The sequence below is a fragment of the Priestia koreensis genome (assembly GCF_001274935.1).
GTDB lineage: Bacteria > Bacillota > Bacilli > Bacillales > Bacillaceae_H > Bacillus_AG > Bacillus_AG koreensis.
In genome coordinates, this window is sequence record NZ_LILC01000002.1 from 426,907 (window position 1) to 447,131 (window position 20,225).

Consider the following 20,225-nt stretch of genomic DNA (forward strand, 5'->3'; position numbering starts at 1 on the left):
GTCTTAATAGTGTATGGAAGGTGGAAGGGGATTGAGCCTGCCCTATAAGAAAAATTCCCGTTTAGAAAGAAATAGGTTGACGAAAGCACTTCTCTCTTTATATAGTTTATGTAGTGAATAGTTCAAGGAGTGAACTAAATGGAAAAAGAAAAACTAAAAGCGCTGATTAAGCGCTATGAAGATGTGCATATTTTCGCGCTTAGGCAAGTATCATCTATTGTTGCTGAAAAGCTACCCGAAAATATGACGATGGAGCAATACAACGTACTCCGTTCGCTGAAACAGCGAGGAAAATGTCGCTCGTCTGAATTAGCCGATATTTGCGGGGTAAACCGCAGCGCGATTACCGCGATGGTCGCTCGACTCGTTGCAAAGAATTATGTGAAACGAGTTCAGGATGAACAAGATCGACGTAGCATTTGGCTCACGACTACTTCAAAAGGTGATGAGGTTTATGAGCAGGGTGAGGGAGCGATTGAGCAGATGGTCGCTTCGTATCTACAGGAACTAGATGACGAGGAAGTAGAGACATTCATCCATACGTATGAAAAAATTACGACCATCATTAAACGGATGCACGGAGAGGAGCAGCTATGAAGGCCATTATTAAGTTACGATGGGTATTGCTAGCAGTTTGGATTGTAGGAGCCGTTGTTTTATCGCTTTTAGCGCCTAACATGGAGAACTTAGTGAGGGAGAAAGGTCAGATTGGTGTTCCATCAGGATATTCTTCTTCACTCGCAAATGAAATTTTAGACAAAAAAAGTGGTGAAAATGAGAATGAAGCATCCATTGTGGTTGTTTATCACGACAAGAAAAAGTTAGATCAGCAAGAGCTCGAACAAATTAAACATAACATTGAACAATTTAAAGATCAGAAGAAACAACTAGGTATCACAGAAGTAACAACTCACTTTGAGCAAGCTGATTTGAAAAACCAACTTGTATCAAAAGACAACAAAACTATTTTAGCTCTGTTAACGGTAGATATGACAGGGAAGGAAATTGGAGATATTCGTAAAAGTCTTCAAAAAGTCGTGGATAAAAGTGCCGTAGAAGCACATATGACAGGAAGTAATTTAATTGATGAAGATGTGGTGGTAAGTTCCCAAGAAGGGCTGAAGAAAACGGAGATTATTACGCTTGTCTTTATTTTAGCGGTGTTAATCATCGTGTTCCGCTCTGTTGTGGCACCGATTATTCCATTAATTACGGTTGGTTTTACATATATTATTAGCCAATCAATTGTCGCTTATTTAGTAGATTATTTTGATTTTCCACTTTCAAACTTTACTCAAATTTTCCTCGTGGCCATTTTGTTTGGGATTGGAACAGACTACTGTATTCTACTCCTCAGTCGCTTTAAAGAAGAAATGGTGAACTATGAGGATCCATTAGATGCCATTGCTGCGACATATAAAACCGCAGGAAGAACGGTTCTGTTCAGTGGCTTAGCTGTATTGGTAGGCTTTGCTTCTATTGGGCTTGCGACGTTTAAATTGTATCAATCAGCATCTGCCGTTGCAATCGGAGTGGCCGTTCTTTTACTCGCTTTATGGACAGTGGTTCCATTCTTTATGGTGGTGTTAGGCAAAAAACTATTTTGGCCAATGAAGGGAGCAATTGGCCATTCGCAAAGCCGTCTATGGGGATGGGCAGGGAATCTGTCTATTAAACGACCGTTCATTGTCCTTCTTATTCTAGCCGCTGTAATAGCGCCGCTATTATGGAAATATGATGGCAAGCTTTCGTTTAACTCATTGGACGAAATTGGTGATAGCTATGAATCTGTTAAAGGCTTTAATTTAATTTCTGATAGTTTTGGTCCTGGTGAATCACTTCCGGCGAAGATCGTCATTGAGAACGATGAGCGCATGGATAACCGTGAGTACTTAACCATTATTGAAAAAATCAACCGTGAGTTAGATAAAGTAAAAGTCGTGGATAAAGTAAGAAGTGCCACTCGACCAGTCGGCGATGATTTAGAAGATTTATATGTTAGTAATCAAGTCGATGAGCTCAATAAAGGCTTAGGTCAAGGAAACGATGGGATTGTTAAAATTCGGGATGGGCTCAAAGAAGCTTCTACGAATTTAACAAATTCAACACCTCAAATGAAAGAAGCAACCGGAAACATTACGAAGCTTGTTGAAGGCACCAACGGAATTAAAACAGGTGTGACACAGGTTCAAAGTGGCTTAACGACGATTGAAGAAGGACTTCGTAAAGGGACGTTAGGTGCAGGAGAGGCGAAAAAAGGTCTTCAAGAAGTGAAGAAAAATGCGGTCAAACTTGCCAATGCGAACAGTGAGCTTTTAAAAGGCTATCAAACGCTGCAAGGAGGGCTTGGTGAGTTATCAGGAGGATACGGTGAGATTCAGAAGAATCTGTCCTCGATTAGCGAAGGCCTTGCCGCTATTAATACACAAATGGGGCTTCTCCCTCAGAAGTATCCTGACGTTCAGAGCAATGCGAATTTTATGAGAGATTATGGTGCCCTTCAGCAGCAAGTTGGGAAGTTGAGTGGAGGCGCTACTGAATTAAATAAAGGTTTGCAAACGCTCAATACAAATCTTCAAGGGGCGTCAAAAGGCCTTGCAACGGCCAATACAAATTTATCGAAAGTTGTGCAAGGTCAGCAAGCATTTGGAGCAGGAATTGATCAATTAATTACGGGCATTACCCAGCTTGAAACAGGCATTGGAAAAGCGGCTGATGGACAGTCGCAAATTATTTCAAAGCTACCGGAAATGTCGACAGGTTTAGGAAAGCTTGCAGAAGGTCAAAAGCAGCTTCAAACAGGGGTTGGGACGTTTGTAAGTAAAATTGGGGAGCTAACAAACGGACTAGATCAAAGCGTAACAGGTCTAACCAAAGTAAGTGGAGGATTAGATTCTGCCACAAGCTACTTGGCTGAACTGGCGAAGTCACAGGATAAAGACATGACGGGCTGGTACTTACCAAAAGATGCGTTAAAAAACAAAGAGTTTCAGCAAATTTTAGACGTGTATATGTCTACTGACCGAAAAGTGACAACGATTGATGTGGTGCTGAAAGTAAATCCATACTCAAACAAAGCCTTAACCAACATTCAAGAAGTAGAAGATGCTGTAAAGCGCGGAATGAATGACACAAAACTTGAAAACGCAACGTTTGGTATTTCAGGTGTTTCCAGTATTTTTGCAGATTTAAAGCAAATTTCGGATGCTGATTATTCAAAAACCGTTACCTTTATGCTAATTGGGATTGCATTAATCCTCATTATTTTACTACGCTCGCTCATTATGCCGGCGTACATTATCGCATCCTTGCTGTTAACGTACTATACGTCAGCTGCGATGACCGAGGTTATTTTCGTTGATATTTTAGGCTATCCAGGCGTGAACTGGGCAGTTCCGTTTTTCGGGTTTGTTCTACTGATGGCATTAGGCGTGGATTACTCCATTTTCCTTATGGACCGTTTTAATGAATATCGCAAACATAAAGTAGAAGAAGCAATCATTCTATCGATGAAAAATATGGGCACTGTTATTTTATCAGCGGCCATTATTTTGGCTGGTACATTTGCAGCCATGCTTCCATCTGGGGTACTGTCGCTTCTTCAAATTGCGACACTAGTGCTAACAGGGCTATTGTTATATGCCCTGCTGCTTTTACCGTTCTTCGTACCAAGTATGGTGAAGATTTTCGGCAAGGCAAACTGGTGGCCATTTTTACAACATAAAGAAGAGAAATGAAAAAAGCGCGAGACCAATGGTCTCGCGCTTTTTAGTGATGTAAGACAAAAAGTGTAATTTCCGGCTTGGCTAAAAATCGAAAAGGAAGCCTAGTAGTGCCAAGGCCGCGATTCACATAGAGTGCCATTTTAGAAGGTCCAATTTCAAAGGTGCCTTCTTCATATTTACGTCCATAAGGAGGCGTATAGAGCGGGCCATAAAATGGAATTTGAATCTGTCCACCGTGCGTATGTCCAGATAGCTGAAGATCCACGTTATACGCCGCTACTTTTTTAGCGACATCAGGCTCGTGAACCATCGCCAATGAAAAATTGTCTTTTCCCAATGTGCCGAATGTTTTTTGATAATCAGGCTGTCCTAACATAATATCGTCTAAGCCACTAATCGTAATAAACGATTGATCAATGAGGCTAACCTTTACCGTTTCATTACGAAGTAGTTGAAAGCCAGAATCCTCAATCGCTTTTCTGTAAATATCTGTTCCGTAACCTCCGTGGTCGTGGTTTCCATAGATAGCAAATTTCCCGAGAGGCGCTTGGATCCGCTTTAAAATAGGTGGAATTAATTTTGTATATGGATATTGATTTGGAATATCCATCAAATCCCCTGTAAACAACACAATATCCGGATCTAGCGCGTTAATTTTATCTACAAGGCGACTCAGCATTGAAAGGTCATACGTTAAACCTAAATGGATATCGCTGAATTGCAGAATTTTAACGCCATCAAACCCTTTAGGAAGGTTAGCAAACGTCATATTTTTGGTCGTCACCTGTAACTGTCGAGGTTCTATGTATCTTGCATAGGCATAGCCAAGACTTGTAGTAAGCAAGGAGCCAATACCAATCGATAATAATCCTTTTAAAAAGACGCGTCTTGAGTATTTCTTTGTCATTACAATAACCAACCTAGCATCCTAAATTTTTTAATTATTTCTTGTTATTTATTTGATCGTGCATAGATGAGTATAACAGTTTACCTATGGGTACATCTATACTAAATTCCACTCATAATTGTGGAAACCCTCTAGGAATGTTGGATTATTTCATTCTATATGAATAGTAAGTTTTCGTAAACGAAAGGATGTGTTTAACAAGAATGGAGATAGAAGTGTCATTTTCCCGTGAATTATTTAAAAATTTTGAAAGAAACGTGTCAACTTGAGTAGAAAAAAGGTAAAATGAGTATGATAGCAGTTAAAATTTTCATCAAGGGGGATGGAGAATGAAAAACAAGGTTGTTATTGTAACAGGTGGATCTAGTGGTATGGGGAAATATATGGCGCAGCGTTTCGCGAAGGACGGCGCGTATGTGGTTATCACGGGTCGTACCGAGGAGAAATTACAAAAAGTAAAAACAGAAATTGAAACGTTTGATGGACAAGTATTGGTTGTGCCAATGGATGTTCGTCAGCCTGAGCACGTGGCTCATATGGTTAAAGCGACAGATGAAGCGTTTGGCCGAATTGATTATTTGGTGAACAACGCGGCAGGAAATTTCATCTGTCCAGCGGAAAAACTAAGCGTGAATGGATGGAACAGCGTCATTGATATCGTGTTAAATGGAACGTTCTATTGCAGTTCAGCAGTTGGAAACTACTGGATTGACCGTAATATTAAAGGAAGCATTATTAACATTGTGGCTACGTATGCTTGGAATGCTGGAGCTGGTGTTCTTCATTCTGCTTGTGCAAAATCTGGGGTATTAACGATGACACGTACGTTAGCTGTAGAGTGGGGGAAAAAATACGGAATCCGCGTGAACGCTATTGCACCTGGACCAATTGAGCGTACAGGGGGAGCAGACAAGCTTTGGGAATCAGAAGAAGCGGCAAAACGTACGTTAAATTCGGTTCCACTAGGTCGATTAGGCACACCAGAAGAAATCGCTGCGTTGGCTTCCTTCTTGTTCTCAGATGAAGCCGCTTACATTAATGGTGACTGTATTACAATGGATGGTGGTCAGTGGTTAAGTCCGCACCCATTTTAAGAGCACCATTCTTTTTCTACATATGTGCGTAAAGAAAAAGATAGTGATATACTGCTTTGGTGAAGGGGATAAGTCACATGACTTATCCCTTTTTCTTCTAGTGGAGATGGCACTAGCATAAATGCGATATCCATATTATACTATTGAATATTATGAATGTTCTTGAACCTTTTCGGGTGTTGAGAAGCTAAAACCATGGGTGTGTAAAAGTCCATATGAAACACATCGTAGAAAAAGAATGGAGGTGTGGTATGGATCCACTTGACGTATTAACAAGCTTAGAGAATGTTTTCCCTTATTATCAGGCTATTTTTAGTGCAGATGAGCATACCATTGTAGGCTACGAGGTGTTAGCGAGAATTCGAACAGAAAATGGCGTTGAAAGTCTAGGGCCTTTTTTTCAAGATGAATCGATCCCTGATGAGTATCGTATTGATGTAGATCGAGTCGTTCTTTCCCTCGCTTTGGAACATGCATTGACGAGTCCAGATGCGTATATGCTATTTATTAATCAAAACGCCAATCTGCTGATGAATGATCATGGTGAAACACTGCTGTCATTGCTGCAGTCTTTTGAAGAGAAAGGGCTCTCCTTAAACCGCATCGTACTAGAAGTGACGGAGCATGATTTTGAAGGCGATATTGAACAGCTTCACCATCTGCTGACGTATTATAGAACCTACGGCATTAAGGTCGCGGTCGATAATATTGGGAAGGAGAGCAGTAACCTGGATCGTATCGGCTTACTGGCACCCGATATTTTGAAAATTGATTTGCATACGATGCGGAAAACATCGATGCCACAAGCCTATCAAGACGTTCTGTATTCCCTAGCTCTCTTAGCGAGAAAAGTAGGAGCAACCTTACTATATGAAGAAATTGAAGCATCCTTTCAGCTTCAGTATGCATGGCGGAACGGCGGACGTTATTTTCAAGGATTTTATCTACATAAGCCATCCCCAGATATTCAAGAGGCAACCTTGCTGAAGGATAAATTAAGACAGCAATTCGAAATGTTTATTTCTCATGAAAAAAAGCGTCTGCTGTCTATTTACCATTTGTCACAAATCTTTGAAGAGCAGCTTCAGCGTATCATGGTGAAGGGCAAAAAAGTGGAGAGCTATGACGAGATGATTGCGCTTGTTGCTTCTCATTTAACGAATTCTAGTTTTCGGATTTATGTGTGTGATGAAAATGGCTTTCAAAAGTCAGCGAATATTGTAAAACACGAAAATACATGGGAGCTTAAACCAGAGTATATGCTGAAAAACTGGAGTTGGCGTCCCTACTTTTTAGCCAACATTATCCGCATGAGTGTGGATAAAAAGGGGATATTATCAGACGTATATAGCGATATTGAGACAGGTGAAAATATTCGAACATTTTCCTATCCGATCGATCACCAGCACTATCTTTTTGTGGACTTATCATATGATTATTTATATGAGCAAGATGCGCTTTGAGTATGTCATAAAGCCTTCTACCGCCTTTGAGCAGTAGGAGGCTTTTGTTTGTATATTGTTTGTTTATATTTGGAAAACTAACATACATATCACGTTTAATCTGTAAGGGAGGAAAAAAGTCATGGGACTTATACCGATATTAGCGGTAGCGGCTGTCGTTATTATTTTAGGCGGGTTGCTGTATACGTATCTAATTGGACGTAAGCAGCGCCTTTTAGATGGGGAGTTAGACAGTGCGGTTAGCGAGCGTGTGCAAGAACGACCTTATATGCGAAATCCCATCTTTCTCGTCTATATTTTTGGTTTTTTAATCTTTTTAGGAATCGTCGCCGTGATGGCGATTGTTTACAGATAATAGGAAAGAAGGAGCGAGATAACATGAAAAAACACGCCATGATCGTGCTAGCTTTGCTGATGACTTTTTGGACAGGGAATTATGCGAGCGCAAAAGTGAACACCGTTCATCCTTCGCGAATTGAAGTGTTTACTTTTATGCATGATGCGTTTCAAGCGCAGTTAAAGCTGAGTGAAGCCTACCATACGAAAGCTGAAACAGAACGAGTATTAACCCCATATTTTTCAAAATCATATACAGATCAATTTTTAAAAGAGAACGTCGTAAAAGAAGCGCAGGGCTATATTAGCTACGGGGGAGATCTTTCTCCGTATTATATTCCGTATTTTTCCTATAACGGCGATACGAAAATGATCTATGATGATCAAAAACATAAGCTGTACGTATACGAATATTTCCCTGATGAAACGGATGGACCTGTCAAATACGGGGATCACTATGAAATGATTACGCTAAAGCTGTACGGACCGCAGTGGAAAATTGTGCAATACACCTTCAGCAAAGAGAAGCCTGTGCGTTCAGTCAAAACGTTTCACGAAATTAAAGCGGATTAAAAAAGCAGACCTTCTCATAGGGGAAGGTCTGCCATGAATTCGTATTAGAGATTTAATAATTCTTCTAGTTTCGGTAAGTTAAAACCGATTACGAGGTCATCATCTACTTTGACGGTAGGAGTAGAGTAAGCTTGAAAAGTATGAATCATTCGTTCTCTGGCTGCTTTGTCAGTAGAAACATCAAACTCGGTAAACTTAATTTGATGATGCGTTAAAAACTGTTTAACAACTTGACATGGTGGACATTCAGGCTGTGAATACACTTCTACTTTTTTCATAAAAACCATCCTTACTTTAAAATATGCCTACAATGTGTAGTGCAATGATTACTATTCTTGTGATGAAATAGTATCTACATTATAGATAATTTTAATGAATAAGGCTAGAAATATGAGAGTTGTTTAAAGAATTATCCTGAAATCCCTTGAGTTTTTGGATAAGGTAGCATATAGTTTAAACGTATGTTGTCTTTCTTTAGGTAATGGCATAGAAAAATGTCAGTAGCAAAACCTAATGATTAAAGACAGGTAGAAAGGAGTCAAGTGAATGTCACAGTTACAAGGTATTTTAACTCGTTTAATAAATCTTCGTGAACAAGCAGGTAATGGTGAAGCACCACAACGTTTTTTTGAAGTAGAAGGAAAACGTATTTGTAGTGTGAAATACCATGAAAAAGCAGAAACATATGAGCTAGAAGTATACGTTGATGGCGAAAAACCAAAAGTGTATCAATTTGATAACGTTGATATGATTGCAATTGAAATTTTTGAACTAATTAACTAAAAAAATGAAAGAACGACTGCTTAAATTTTTTGAGAGTCGTTCTTTTTTTATGCTTTTGTTTTGTTCTTATATACGAGAATGAAGCAATCGCTTAAGATTTGCAAAAATAGTCGAATGCTGTAAAAAAAGCGAAAAAAATATCGAAAACGTAATATTGACACATAAGCAAAAAAACTCTAGACTTAAATTGTGTCAAATAATCGAACTTTTTTGAAAGTTTGAATACTTGATGATGAAACTGGGGGGACGGTTATGAGCGTCAAGAATGTAGTCACACTTACACAAGAAGAAGCACAGTTACTGTTAAACGTCTTGTTTGAACAACAATATGCTGTGGAGATTGTCAGCAGCCATATCAATGATATTGAGCAGGGATTAAAAAGAGTAGACCAACTTCAATATCAAAAGATCGCGTCGCTATACAACAGATTATGTGACATGTAACGATACATAGAATGTCGTGTAAATAAAAATGATTCAAGCAAAAAAGCAGTCTTTTAAAGATTGCTTTTTATTTTGTGTCCATTACACTGATTTTTGAATGAGTTGATAGGTAAGCTGGACAATTAATAGAAATGTCACGAGCCGCAAAAGCCAGATAAGATAGACTTTTGGAAGTTTAGGAGCGAGTTTGACAGCAAGCTGTGCGCCTAAAAAAGAGCCTAGTGCTAGAGGAAGTGCAACACTCCAATTAAAGTAAGGAGACGACACATACGTTATGAATGCACCTAAGCAGCTTAGGAAGGTTTGAAAGCGAGTAAATGCTATTGCTTTCAGATACGAAAGCCCTTGTTGCAAGAAGGTATACATTAATAACGTTCCCTGACCAGGACCGAACATGCCGTCATACATCCCAATCCCAAATATAGCAGGAAACGTCATAAGCTTTGGCTTAGTGGTAACACCATCTTTTTGTGTGGGTTTTTTTAAGAAGTTTAAAAGCAGAGCAAAGCTTAGGAGGAAAATAGCGACAATCTGCATCGTATGTGCACTAATGTAGAGCGTAATTTTCCCACCAGTTACACCACCTAAAAAACTGAAAGGTGCCATCCACAAGGCATGCTTCAGTTGAATCGTTTTATTTTTGAGAAGAACAAAAAAACTAGAAAAAGAACTAATGGTATTTGAAAATTTGTTGGACGAAATCACCGTATGAATTGGAATGCCAAGTAGTAGCATGGCTGGTACGTTAATTAACCCTCCGCTTCCGCACAGCGTTCCAATAAATGTTGCAATAAATCCCACGAGAACTAATACCACGATTGCATCATCACCTTTCCATATAAAAATCCGCTTCTTCTTTATTGTATTCGTAGAATGATCATAATGAAATAATGAAAAAAATCAGTTATACTATAAGTAAAACTTATCGAATAAACCAAAGGAAGGACACGGCTATGCAATTAATCGAATACAAGATGCTGATGGTTTTAGCAGAAGAATTAAATATGAGAAAAGCGTCAGAGCGTCTGTTTGTTTCTCAACCTGCTCTGTCACAACGTCTTCAGACAATCGAACGTGCGTGGGAGACGAAAATATTTATCCGCTCTCAAAAAGGATTGGCGTTAACACCTGCAGGAGAAAAGATTGTCCAGTTTGCAAAAGAGGTTGTTGAAAAGCAAGAGAAGGTGAAAGAGGAAATACAGGCGTTGAATACACAAGTATATGGGACGCTCAAGCTAGCCGTTGCTTCCATTATTGGTCAGCACTGGATTCCGCAAATTTTAAAGCGGTTTGTAGAGGAATACCCGCATGCAAAAGTCTCGCTTGTGACGGGATGGAGCAGTGAGATGCTTCAGTACCTATACGAAGACCAAGTGCACCTAGGGATTATTAGAGGAAATCCTGATTGGAAAGGTGTGAAGGAACATATTTTAACAGATACGTTGAACCTCGTAGATACCGATATTACATCACTTGAGCAGCTGGCGACAACGGACAAGCCGTTCATTCAATTTAAAAGTGACTCCACGTACTATCAAGAAATTCAAGAATGGTGGCATCAGCAATTTCAAACGAGTCCAAAGCGCACGATTGTAGTAGACCAAATTGAAACGTGTAAGCAAATGGCGCTGAACGGAATAGGATTTGCGATCTTGCCTTCGATCGCCTTGACGAAAGAGGATAAACGAATTAATCGCATTCCGCTACTTGATGAATATGGTAAGCCCCTAACGCGTGATACGTGGCTAATTGGCTATGAATCCACTTTCCATTTAAAACAGGTGAAAGCCTTTGTGGAGGTCGTGCAACAGTATGTGAAGGAGCATTTAGACGAATACTAATTCCATCTCGTTCGTGAAGTGAAAGGTTTCGTAGGTTGATTTGTGCGAAATACACGTGAATCGGCTATAGGAAGCGTATTTGTCGATAAATGAAACGGAAAAGGCAGAGATCCGCAACTATTGGTGAATTAATCAAAGTTCAAGCTTGTCATGAAGAGTGCAGTTTGTTAAATTAGTAAAATAGAATGTAGCTTACTTAAGGAGGAAATACATAATGAAAATGATGGATGCAAATGAAATTATTTCATTTATTCAAAATAGTACTAAATCAACACCTGTAAAAGTATACGTAAAAGGTGAAGTAGAAGGCATTGATTTCGGCGCAGATTCGAAGACATTTGTGAACGGAAACTCTGGTGTTGTTTTCGGTGAATGGAAAGACATCAAAGCAGCTCTAGAAGCAAACGAAGGAAAAATTGAAGACTACGTGGTTGAAAACGACCGTCGTAACTCAGCGATTCCATTACTTGATATGAAAGGCATCAAAGCACGCATTGAGCCAGGTGCAATTATTCGTGACCAAGTCGAAATTGGTGACAATGCTGTAATCATGATGGGTGCTTCTATTAACATCGGTTCTGTGATCGGTGAAGGAACAATGATCGACATGAACGTTGTTCTTGGCGGACGTGCAACAGTAGGTAAAAACTGTCATATCGGCGCGGGTTCTGTTCTTGCTGGGGTTATTGAGCCACCTTCTGCTAAGCCAGTTGTTATTGAAGACGATGTAGTAGTAGGAGCAAATGCGGTCGTTCTTGAAGGTGTAACGGTAGGAAAAGGTGCAGTTGTAGCAGCAGGTGCAATCGTAGTAAACGACGTTCCTCCATACACAGTTGTAGCAGGTACGCCAGCTCGCGTGATCAAAGAAATCGACGAGAAAACAAAATCAAAAACAGAAATTAAGCAAGAGCTTCGTCAACTAGGCGAAGAGTAAAAATGAGCTTATAGACGTTAATCTATCGTAAAAGAGCGTGGAGATGTTCCGCGCTCTTTGTGTATAGTGAGGTAACAGTAGGAGGAAAAACGGAATGAACACAGAACAGTTAATTCGAATAAGACGCGAATTACATCAAATTCCTGAACTGGGATTTCAGGAAACAAAAACGCAGCGATATTTACTTAATTACATACATAGCCTCCCATCAGAGCGTTTGGAAATCAAAGAATGGAGAACAGGAATTTTCGTCAAGGTGCTCGGGAACAACCCTACTCAAACGATTGGCTATCGAACAGATATTGACGGCTTGCCGATTACAGAAGAGACGGGATATGATTTTCAGTCTGTGCACGACGGAATGATGCATGCTTGTGGCCATGATGTTCATATGACAATTGCGCTAGGTGTTCTTACACACGTTGTTGAGAATCCGATTGATGATCATGTGCTCTTTTTATTTCAACCAGCAGAAGAAGGCCCAGGTGGTGCACAGCCGATGCTAGAAAGCGACGTTATGAAAGAATGGATGCCTGATTTCATAATGGCGCTTCACGTAGCACCGGAGTATCCTGTTGGAGCGATCGCGACGAAGGAGGGGCTTTTATTTGCGAACACGTCAGAGCTCTATATTGATTTAAAAGGGAAAGGCGGTCATGCTGCTTATCCCCACCAAGCAAATGATATGGTAGTGGCTGCTTGTTCTCTCGTCTCACAGCTACAGTCTGTTGTCGCACGTAACGTGGATCCTCTAGATAGTGCAGTAATCACAATAGGGAAAATTACGGGGGGAACCGTCCAAAATATTATTGCAGAAAAAGCGCGCCTTGAGGGAACGATTCGAACCCTTTCACCAGAGTCTATGAAAAGAGTAAAGGAACGAATTGAAGCGCTCGTAAAAGGGGTAGAAGTAGGTTATCACTGTCAGACAGAGATTGACTACGGTGCGATGTATCATCAGGTCTACAATCACGAGATGGAAACACGTGCGTTTATGAACTTTGTAGAGGACGAAACAGATGTAGAGCTTATTGAGTGTAAAGAAGCAATGACGGGTGAAGACTTCGGATATTTGTTAAAAGATATTCCAGGGTTTATGTTTTGGCTAGGCGTGCAGTCTGAATACGGCTTGCACCACTCAAAGCTTAAACCGAATGAAAAGGCGATTGATGTTGCGGTTTCGCTAGTCACACAGTATATGAGAAAAAAAGGCACACGCTAAAATTTTGTATAATTTACCTCTAGTGGGGACAGCTTATAAAGGTACACGCTACTTTTTATAGTAGTGGCTTATGACGCTTTATAAGCGATACCACATTTACGGAGGTAAAAATTAATGGCTAAAATTGGTGTAGAAGCAGGTTTAACGGACGTACAGCAAGCATTACAAGAAATGGGGCATGAAGTGGTTCAACTTCATCAAGAAAGTGATGCACAGGGCTGTGATTGCTGCGTAATTACAGGACAAGACCAAAACGTGATGGGAATTGCGAACACAGTAACACAAGGATCTGTTATCCAAGCAAGTGGATTAACGGCAAATGAAATTTGTGAGCAAGTAGGCTCAAGAGTTCAAGGATAAAAAAAGGATGCCAATCGGCATCCTTTTTTTAAGTCGTTTGTGCAGAAGGCTGAGTGCCTTCATCTTTTTTTACGAACACTTGATGTGGGTACGGAATATCAATTCCATTTGCATCAAGCGCCTCTTTAATCGCTTTACGTAGCTGACGTTCTACGCCCCACTGCTCTCCGTTTACCGTTTTTCCGATAATACGAATCACAACGTCTGAAGAACCAAGGTCTTGCACCCCTACTACATTTGGTCCGTCTACGATGTTTTCATTTTCAAGCGCAACGCGATCACACGTCTCCTGAAGAACCGTAATGGCTCGGTCAATGTCATCGTCATATGAAATACCAATGTCAATTAGCGCACGCATAGTACCTCGTGAGTGGTTGCTTAAGCTTGTAATTTCACGATTCGGAACATAATGAAGCGTTCCGTCAAAACCTCTGATATGAGTTGTGCGTAGACCTACGGCTTCAACAATACCTGAGAAGCTTCCAGTCGTCACGTAGTCTCCTACGTCTAATTGTTTTTCTAATAAAAGAAAAAAGCCTGTCACAATGTCGCTTACAAGACCTTGTGCACCAAATCCGATGGCAAGTCCCACTACTCCAGCACCAGCAAGCAGTGCGGTTGCGTGAACGCCGAACGTTTCAAAAATCATGACGACAAAAATAAAGATCAGCACGTAGCTAAAGACGTTTGCAATTAAGCTCTTTAACGTTAAGGCGCGACCATTTGAAATATTGTCACGTTCCATTGCTTTTGTAAATGAACGCTCAATGATTTTTTGACCGATCGAGCGAAGAATAGCAAATGCGATGAGAAGGCCAATGAGCTTTAAGATCACAATTCCTGCGTTCGCTAACAGCGCCTCCCATTCAAATTGTTGCAGGTTAAGCTTATCCCACATTACAGTAATCATCCTTTCTTAATTCGAAGTGCAAAAGATATGTATGTTGCCCTTTTCCCTCATCTTTGTAGCAATAAACTACAAAAAATGTTATTCGTATATAGCTTTACCAAAGATGCTTAAAATGTGCAAGAGAAGATCGGATTAGGACTAAACTCGCCGAGTGGTCTAGAATCACAGGGAGAAAAGCAATCAGTCTGACATTCTTTACTAATAAAGTGCAGGGACCACAATAAACTAATAAGAGGGGGGAGCCAAGATGAAACTACGTGATACAATGCCAGAGTTAGTTGGGGCAAGCATGTGGATCAATGGAGAGACGTCTACAGAACAGCTTATAGGGAAAAAAGCAACGTTAATTCATTTCTGGTCGGTAAGCTGTCATTTATGTAAAGAAGCCATGTCTCACATTAATGATTTTCGTGATCTTTATCAAGAACAGCTTCAGGTAGTCGCAGTTCATATGCCTCGCTCAAAAGCTGATTTGAATACAGAAGAAATTCAGCGTATAGCAGTAGAAGAGAACATGACTCAGCCTATTTTTATCGATCATGAGCAAACGTTAACAGCAGCTTTTGACAATCAATATGTCCCCGCTTATTATTTGTTTGATCGTGATGGTCGGCTCCGTCATTTTCAAGCAGGTGGAAGTGGAATGAAGGTGCTAAAAAAGCGGCTTCAGCGGATACTTACTGAGATAAGAAATGAATGAGGAGAAAGCGTGAGTGTTATTCTCACGCTTTTTATCGTGCATATAGAAAATTTTCTACATGCTTTTTGTCATTAAGGAAAAGATAGATAGTGAAAAAGTCGAATGATTTAGGAATGAAAGTGAGGATACATAAAATGAAATTAGGTATGGTAGGCTTAGGGAAAATGGGTGCAAACTTAGTGTTGAACTTACTTGATCATAAGCACAAAGTCGTAGCGTTTGATGTAAACGATGAGGCGGTAAAAAAAATCGAAGGCGAAGGAGCAACCGGTGCACATTCACTTCAAGAGCTTATTGAAAATTTAAGCAAGCCTCGTATCGTTTGGATGATGGTTCCTGCGGGTGAAATTACGGAGAGCGTGATCGAGAAGCTTCTTACTTATATGGAAGCAGACGATATCCTCATTGACGGAGGGAATGCATTTTACAAAGATTCACTGCGACGTGCAGACGAAGCAAAGAAAAAAGGCATTCACTACTTCGATGTTGGAACAAGTGGAGGAATGGAAGGAGCTCGTCACGGAGCTTGTATGATGATCGGTGGGGATGAATCGGTCTTCAAAACGATCGAGCCGATTTTCCAAGACATTAATGTTGAAAAAGGCTACTTGTACACCGGTGCAGTTGGAAGCGGTCATTTCTTGAAGATGGTGCATAATGGCATCGAGTACGGAATGATGCAGGCAATTGCTGAAGGATTTGATGTGTTAGAGAAGAGTGAGTTTGATTATGATTTTGAAGGTGTCGCTCGCGTATGGAATCATGGATCAGTCATTCGCTCATGGTTGGTTGAACTGATGGAAAGAGCATTTTCAAAAGATCCAAAGCTCTCCAATATTCGGGGCATTATGAACTCGTCTGGAGAAGGAAAGTGGACGTTGGAAACAGCGCTTGATCTTCAAGTACCAACACCGGTCATTGCCCTGTCTCTTATCATGCGCTATCGTTCATTAGAAGATGATACGTTTACTGGGAAAGTGGTAGCGGCCTTACGTAATGAATTTGGTGGACATGCAGTAGAAAAAAACTAGAGAAGATGGAAGACCACGGATATCCGTGGTCTTTTTCTACGTCTAAAGTCGTAGAGAAGTTCAATCCAATGGCGGTCGCTGACTTTCTTTGTTCCGCGTATTCTATAACTGCATTATGTCTTGTAACCGGTATTAAAATAACAGAAAATATTACTTTTTTAAAATATTTTAAAAAATACAAAAAAGTATGGAAATTTATTTCGAAAACCGATATATTTAATAATACGTTTTCCAATTTGAATAAAAAATGGAAGAAGGAGGATGCTATGGAAACGTTTAAAAAACTAAAGGGCTTTTACTTGCCTTTTCGATCCTATTTTTATTGGTCCGTTCTTTGTTTATTTGTTGTAACAGCAATCACAGTTGTCTATCCAATTGTGCTTCAATACACAATTGATAGTGTCGTATTGAAGGAAAATTATCAGGTAGTTCCATATGTAGCAATTGGTTTTGTCCTACTTATGATAGTGAAGGGCGGAGCTACGTACGTTCAGCAATACTACGGAGACTTATTTGGAATTCGTTCCGTGTATGAATTGCGAAACGCCTTGTACAAAAAGCTACAGGTACTACCATTCGCCTACTATGATAATGCGAAAACGGGTGATTTAATGTCTCGTTTAACCGCGGATGTGGAAGGATTTCGCTTTTTCCTTTCATTTGGTTTTTCGGAGCTAATCCGGTTTGTACTTTTAATCATTGCTAGTTTTAGCGTCATGTTTTACTATTCTATCCCGCTTACGATTGCGACAATCGTCGCTTTACCGTTTCTCTCAATCGTTGTGTATAAGTTTGACAAACGCGTTCACCCCGCATTTCGGGACGTGCGAAAAACGTTTGGTCGTTTAAATACAAATGTACAAGAGAATATAAGCGGAATTAATACGGTAAAAGCACTATCGCGCGAATCGTTCCAAACGAATAAATTTAACCAGTCCAATGCTGATTATAAAGACCGCTATTTGCAAACGTCTGAAGTGTGGGCGAAGTATTTTCCTTTGATGGAATTTATCGGGAACCTATCTGTCGTCGCACTGCTTTCTTATGGTGGTTATTTAGTGATGGAAGGAACGGTCAAACCTGGTGAATTAGTAGCCTTTTTTAGCTTAACTACATACTTAATGTGGCCGATTATGAACTTAGGGTTCGTAATTAACATGTTCTCGCAGTCAAAAGCATCGGGTGAGCGCTTATTAGAAATCTTGGATGAAGAAGAAAAGGTACACGAACCTGTTGCAGAATTACAGCCTTTAAAAGGAAAAGTACAGTTTCAGAACGTTTCTCTTCAATATCCGAATGAAAGTAAAATGGCACTTGAAAACGTATCATTTCAAGCAGATCCAGGCAGCGTGATTGGGTTAATTGGTGCAACCGGATCTGGTAAAACGAGCTTAACAAGACTTATTACAAGATTTTATGAGCCAAAAGATGGCCAAATCTTGCTAGATGATCGAGATATTAAAGACTATTCTCTTTCAAGCCTTCGTCATCACATTGGCTTTGTACTTCAAGAGACGTTTCTGTTCTCGTCAACAATCAAAACCAATATTGCCTATGGTCGTCCAGAAGCAACGATGGACGAAATCATAGAAGCTGCCAAGCGCGCACAAGCACATGAGTTTATTATGGAGCTTGCAGATGGCTATGATACGATGCTCGGAGAACGAGGGTTAGGATTATCAGGAGGGCAGAAGCAGCGTATCGCCATTGCCCGTGCCCTTTTATTAAACCCTAGTATTCTCGTATTAGATGATGCAACAAGTGCTGTGGATATGGAAACAGAACATCAAATTCAACTCGCATTAAAAGAAGTAATGAAAAACCGTACAACGTTTATTATTGCGCATCGCATTTCTTCGTTAAAGCACGCAGATGAAATTTTAGTGTTTGACGATGGAATTGTAGCGGAACGTGGTACACACGAGCAATTATTGAAAAATAACGGACCGTATGAACGAATCTATGATATTCAATATCAAGATCAGCATGCAGTTACGAGTGCATAGGAGGTGTGGACATGAAACAGTCAAAAGAAAAACTCGTCAAAAATCGTTTTTATTACCCAACGGATCAGGTAATTGATAAGCCGTTCAACTGGAAACAGATGCTGCGCTTATTCAGCTACTTAAAACCTTATCGCAAGAAGCTTCTTCCGCTTGCGTTCTTAACGGTTATTATTACGACGATTGTACGACTAGCAGCACCTATTCTAATCGGAGTATATACGCTCGATCATGCGATTAAAAACAAAGATCAAAATTTGTTATGGACGCTTGTAGCAATTATTTTTGGGCTTTATCTTGTATCTTATATTGCCAATATTTTTCGAATTCGCTGGATGAATCAGCTTGGTCAAAACGTGATTTATGACTTGCGAAAGCATTTGTTTACGCACGTACAAAGTCTTTCGCATCGTTTTTTTGATTCAAGATCAGCGGGTTCGATCCTTGTTCGAATCATGAATGATATTAACTCCCTTCAGGAGCTTTTTACGAGCGGTGTTATTAACTTATTGATGGATATGATTTTGCTTATTGGTGTTATTGCCGTCTTATTCTCTTTAAGCCCGTCGCTTAGCATCGCTGTCATGATCATTTTACCGCTTATGTTCTTCATTTCGACGAGCCTGCGCCGCAATATTCGTCGATCTTGGCAGAATGTACGGCTAAAGCAAGCAAAGCTAAATTCACATTTGAATGAGAGCATTCAAGGAATTCGCGTCACGCAAGCATTTAATCAGGAAACAGAAAATATTGCATTTTTTGATGGTGTAAATACAGAAACATACGAAAGCTGGCGAAGCGCTACACGTAAAAACGCCATGTTTCGTCCGTTTGTGGAAATGTCGAACGCGCTTGGAACAGCCATTTTATTATGGTACGGGACAACGCTTATCGCAGATGGAACGTTGACGATTGGGAAATTTGTTTCATTTGCGTTTTATCTCGGAATGTTTTGGGAGCCGATTTCTCGAATGGGGCAAGTCTACAACCAACTTTTAATGGGAATGGCGTCTTCAGAGCGTATTTTTGAATTTCTAGATGAGAAGCCGCTCGTTGATGAAAAAGACAATGCAAAGCACTTAGACGAGATTAAAGGGAAAATTGAGTTTGAGGAAGTTGAATTTTCCTACGATCAAAAACGCTTGGCGTTAAAAGGAATTTCTCTCACAATGGAAGCGGGGGAAACAGTTGCACTCGTTGGGCATACGGGTTCTGGAAAAACGTCCATTGCCAACCTAATTACGCGTTTTTACGATCCAACAAGCGGAAGAGTGAAAATAGATGGCATTGATATTCGTGATGTGACCGTATCAAGCCTGCGCTCACGCATCAGTGTGGTACTTCAGGATACGTTTATCTTTTCGGGTACCATTATGGAAAATATCCGCTTTGGACGTCCTGACGCAACAGATGAGGACGTGATTCGTGCTGCGAAAGCTGTTGGGGCCGATGAGTTTATTTTAAAGCTGAAAAATGGCTACGATACAGAAGTCGAAGAGCGAGGAAATATCTTATCTGTAGGGGAGAGACAGCTTTTATCATTTGCGCGAACGCTGCTTGCTGATCCAAGCATTATTATTCTAGACGAAGCAACAGCAAGCATTGACACCGAGACGGAGCTCATTATTCAAAATGCGCTTCGAACCTTATTGAAGGGCCGCACAGCCATTATGATTGCGCATCGTCTGTCAACCATTCGTGAGGCAGATAAAATCTTTGTTCTAAATCACGGGGAGATTGAAGAGTTTGGAAATCATCAGGAGCTGATGAGGCAACAAGGTGTTTATTACGAATTAGTAAAAGCACAGTTTCGTATGATTGATTCAACGTCAGCTTGATTAAGAAGAGGGTAACCATTGTGTTACCTTCTTTTATTTGTAGCAGGGAAATCGTATAAAA

20 protein-coding genes are annotated in these 20,225 nt (G+C 40.3%); 16 read left to right on the forward strand and 4 right to left on the reverse strand.

Annotated features, from left to right (window positions below):
- Positions 1-138 precede the first annotated feature (138 nt).
- The gene (locus tag AMD01_RS02070) at positions 139-597 is read left to right on the forward strand and encodes a MarR family winged helix-turn-helix transcriptional regulator (protein ID WP_053399720.1); all 459 of its coding nucleotides are present in this window, start codon (positions 139-141) and stop codon (positions 595-597) included.
- Positions 594-3,737: an MMPL family transporter gene (locus AMD01_RS02075; protein WP_053399721.1), complete on the forward strand. Its 3,144-nt coding sequence runs from the start codon at positions 594-596 to the stop codon at positions 3,735-3,737. Before AMD01_RS02070 ends, AMD01_RS02075 begins: the two co-directional genes overlap by 4 nt.
- Before the next feature lie 31 nt (positions 3,738-3,768).
- On the opposite strand, the gene AMD01_RS02080 is transcribed toward AMD01_RS02075, so the two are convergent.
- Positions 3,769-4,632 carry a metallophosphoesterase gene (locus AMD01_RS02080; RefSeq protein ID WP_053400097.1) on the reverse strand — a complete coding sequence of 288 codons (864 nt, stop codon included), beginning with the start codon at positions 4,630-4,632 and terminating at the stop codon, positions 3,769-3,771.
- A 329-nt stretch (positions 4,633-4,961) separates the two neighbouring features.
- Here AMD01_RS02080 and fadH point away from each other — a divergent pair, with 329 nt between their 5' ends.
- From fadH to AMD01_RS02100, 4 genes are all read left to right on the forward strand, one after another.
- Positions 4,962-5,726, forward strand: coding sequence for a 2,4-dienoyl-CoA reductase (gene fadH / locus AMD01_RS02085; RefSeq protein ID WP_053399722.1), 765 nt, complete (start codon positions 4,962-4,964; stop codon positions 5,724-5,726).
- 251 nt (positions 5,727-5,977) lie between these two features.
- On the forward strand, positions 5,978-7,189 hold the full coding sequence (locus tag AMD01_RS02090) for an EAL domain-containing protein (RefSeq protein ID WP_053399723.1): 1,212 nt from the start codon (positions 5,978-5,980) through the stop codon (positions 7,187-7,189).
- Between the two features lie 121 nt (positions 7,190-7,310).
- A complete protein-coding gene (locus AMD01_RS02095; RefSeq protein WP_053399724.1) occupies positions 7,311-7,544 on the forward strand; it encodes a hypothetical protein in 234 nt (77 codons plus the stop codon).
- Between the two features lie 23 nt (positions 7,545-7,567).
- Positions 7,568-8,098, forward strand: coding sequence for a DUF3993 domain-containing protein (locus AMD01_RS02100; protein ID WP_053399725.1), 531 nt, complete (start codon positions 7,568-7,570; stop codon positions 8,096-8,098).
- 44 nt (positions 8,099-8,142) lie between these two features.
- Here the strand turns inward: AMD01_RS02100 and AMD01_RS02105 are convergent, their stop codons facing one another.
- A complete protein-coding gene (locus AMD01_RS02105) occupies positions 8,143-8,376 on the reverse strand; it encodes a glutaredoxin domain-containing protein (RefSeq protein ID WP_053399726.1) in 234 nt (77 codons plus the stop codon).
- A gap of 268 nt (positions 8,377-8,644) precedes the next feature.
- Between AMD01_RS02105 and AMD01_RS02110 the strand changes: the two genes are divergently transcribed.
- The gene (locus AMD01_RS02110) at positions 8,645-8,881 is read left to right on the forward strand and encodes a YkuJ family protein (RefSeq protein ID WP_053399727.1); all 237 of its coding nucleotides are present in this window, start codon (positions 8,645-8,647) and stop codon (positions 8,879-8,881) included.
- A gap of 252 nt (positions 8,882-9,133) precedes the next feature.
- Positions 9,134-9,325: an antirepressor AbbA gene (gene abbA / locus AMD01_RS02115; protein ID WP_053399728.1), complete on the forward strand. Its 192-nt coding sequence runs from the start codon at positions 9,134-9,136 to the stop codon at positions 9,323-9,325.
- A gap of 81 nt (positions 9,326-9,406) precedes the next feature.
- Here abbA and AMD01_RS02120 read toward each other — a convergent pair whose 3' ends face one another.
- Positions 9,407-10,141, reverse strand: coding sequence for a sulfite exporter TauE/SafE family protein (locus AMD01_RS02120; RefSeq protein ID WP_245638864.1), 735 nt, complete (start codon positions 10,139-10,141; stop codon positions 9,407-9,409).
- 137 nt (positions 10,142-10,278) lie between these two features.
- On the opposite strand from AMD01_RS02120, the gene AMD01_RS02125 reads away from it, so the two are divergent.
- The 4 genes from AMD01_RS02125 (at position 10,279) to AMD01_RS02140 (ending at position 13,682) form a co-directional block, all read left to right on the forward strand.
- On the forward strand, positions 10,279-11,166 hold the full coding sequence (locus tag AMD01_RS02125; protein ID WP_053399730.1) for a transcriptional regulator CcpC: 888 nt from the start codon (positions 10,279-10,281) through the stop codon (positions 11,164-11,166).
- Between the two features lie 214 nt (positions 11,167-11,380).
- Positions 11,381-12,100 carry a 2,3,4,5-tetrahydropyridine-2,6-dicarboxylate N-acetyltransferase gene (dapD, locus tag AMD01_RS02130; protein WP_053399731.1) on the forward strand — a complete coding sequence of 240 codons (720 nt, stop codon included), beginning with the start codon at positions 11,381-11,383 and terminating at the stop codon, positions 12,098-12,100.
- Positions 12,101-12,194: 94 nt separating this feature from the next.
- Positions 12,195-13,322: an N-acetyldiaminopimelate deacetylase gene (locus AMD01_RS02135; RefSeq protein WP_053399732.1), complete on the forward strand. Its 1,128-nt coding sequence runs from the start codon at positions 12,195-12,197 to the stop codon at positions 13,320-13,322.
- A 114-nt stretch (positions 13,323-13,436) separates the two neighbouring features.
- Positions 13,437-13,682: a YkuS family protein gene (locus AMD01_RS02140; RefSeq protein WP_053399733.1), complete on the forward strand. Its 246-nt coding sequence runs from the start codon at positions 13,437-13,439 to the stop codon at positions 13,680-13,682.
- Between the two features lie 28 nt (positions 13,683-13,710).
- Here the strand turns inward: AMD01_RS02140 and AMD01_RS02145 are convergent, their stop codons facing one another.
- Complete coding sequence (locus AMD01_RS02145; RefSeq protein ID WP_053399734.1) at positions 13,711-14,592, reverse strand: mechanosensitive ion channel family protein; 882 nt, start codon at positions 14,590-14,592, stop codon at positions 13,711-13,713.
- 247 nt (positions 14,593-14,839) lie between these two features.
- On the opposite strand from AMD01_RS02145, the gene AMD01_RS02150 reads away from it, so the two are divergent.
- The 4 genes from AMD01_RS02150 (at position 14,840) to AMD01_RS02165 (ending at position 20,164) form a co-directional block, all read left to right on the forward strand.
- A complete protein-coding gene (locus tag AMD01_RS02150; RefSeq protein ID WP_053399735.1) occupies positions 14,840-15,292 on the forward strand; it encodes a TlpA family protein disulfide reductase in 453 nt (150 codons plus the stop codon).
- 113 nt (positions 15,293-15,405) lie between these two features.
- Positions 15,406-16,323 (forward strand): phosphogluconate dehydrogenase (NAD(+)-dependent, decarboxylating), encoded by a 918-nt coding sequence (gnd, locus tag AMD01_RS02155; protein WP_157052601.1) that lies wholly within the window; start codon positions 15,406-15,408, stop codon positions 16,321-16,323.
- 266 nt (positions 16,324-16,589) lie between these two features.
- A complete protein-coding gene (locus AMD01_RS02160; protein WP_053399737.1) occupies positions 16,590-18,329 on the forward strand; it encodes an ABC transporter ATP-binding protein in 1,740 nt (579 codons plus the stop codon).
- Between the two features lie 11 nt (positions 18,330-18,340).
- On the forward strand, positions 18,341-20,164 hold the full coding sequence (locus AMD01_RS02165) for an ABC transporter ATP-binding protein (RefSeq protein ID WP_053399738.1): 1,824 nt from the start codon (positions 18,341-18,343) through the stop codon (positions 20,162-20,164).
- Positions 20,165-20,225: the final 61 nt, after the last annotated feature.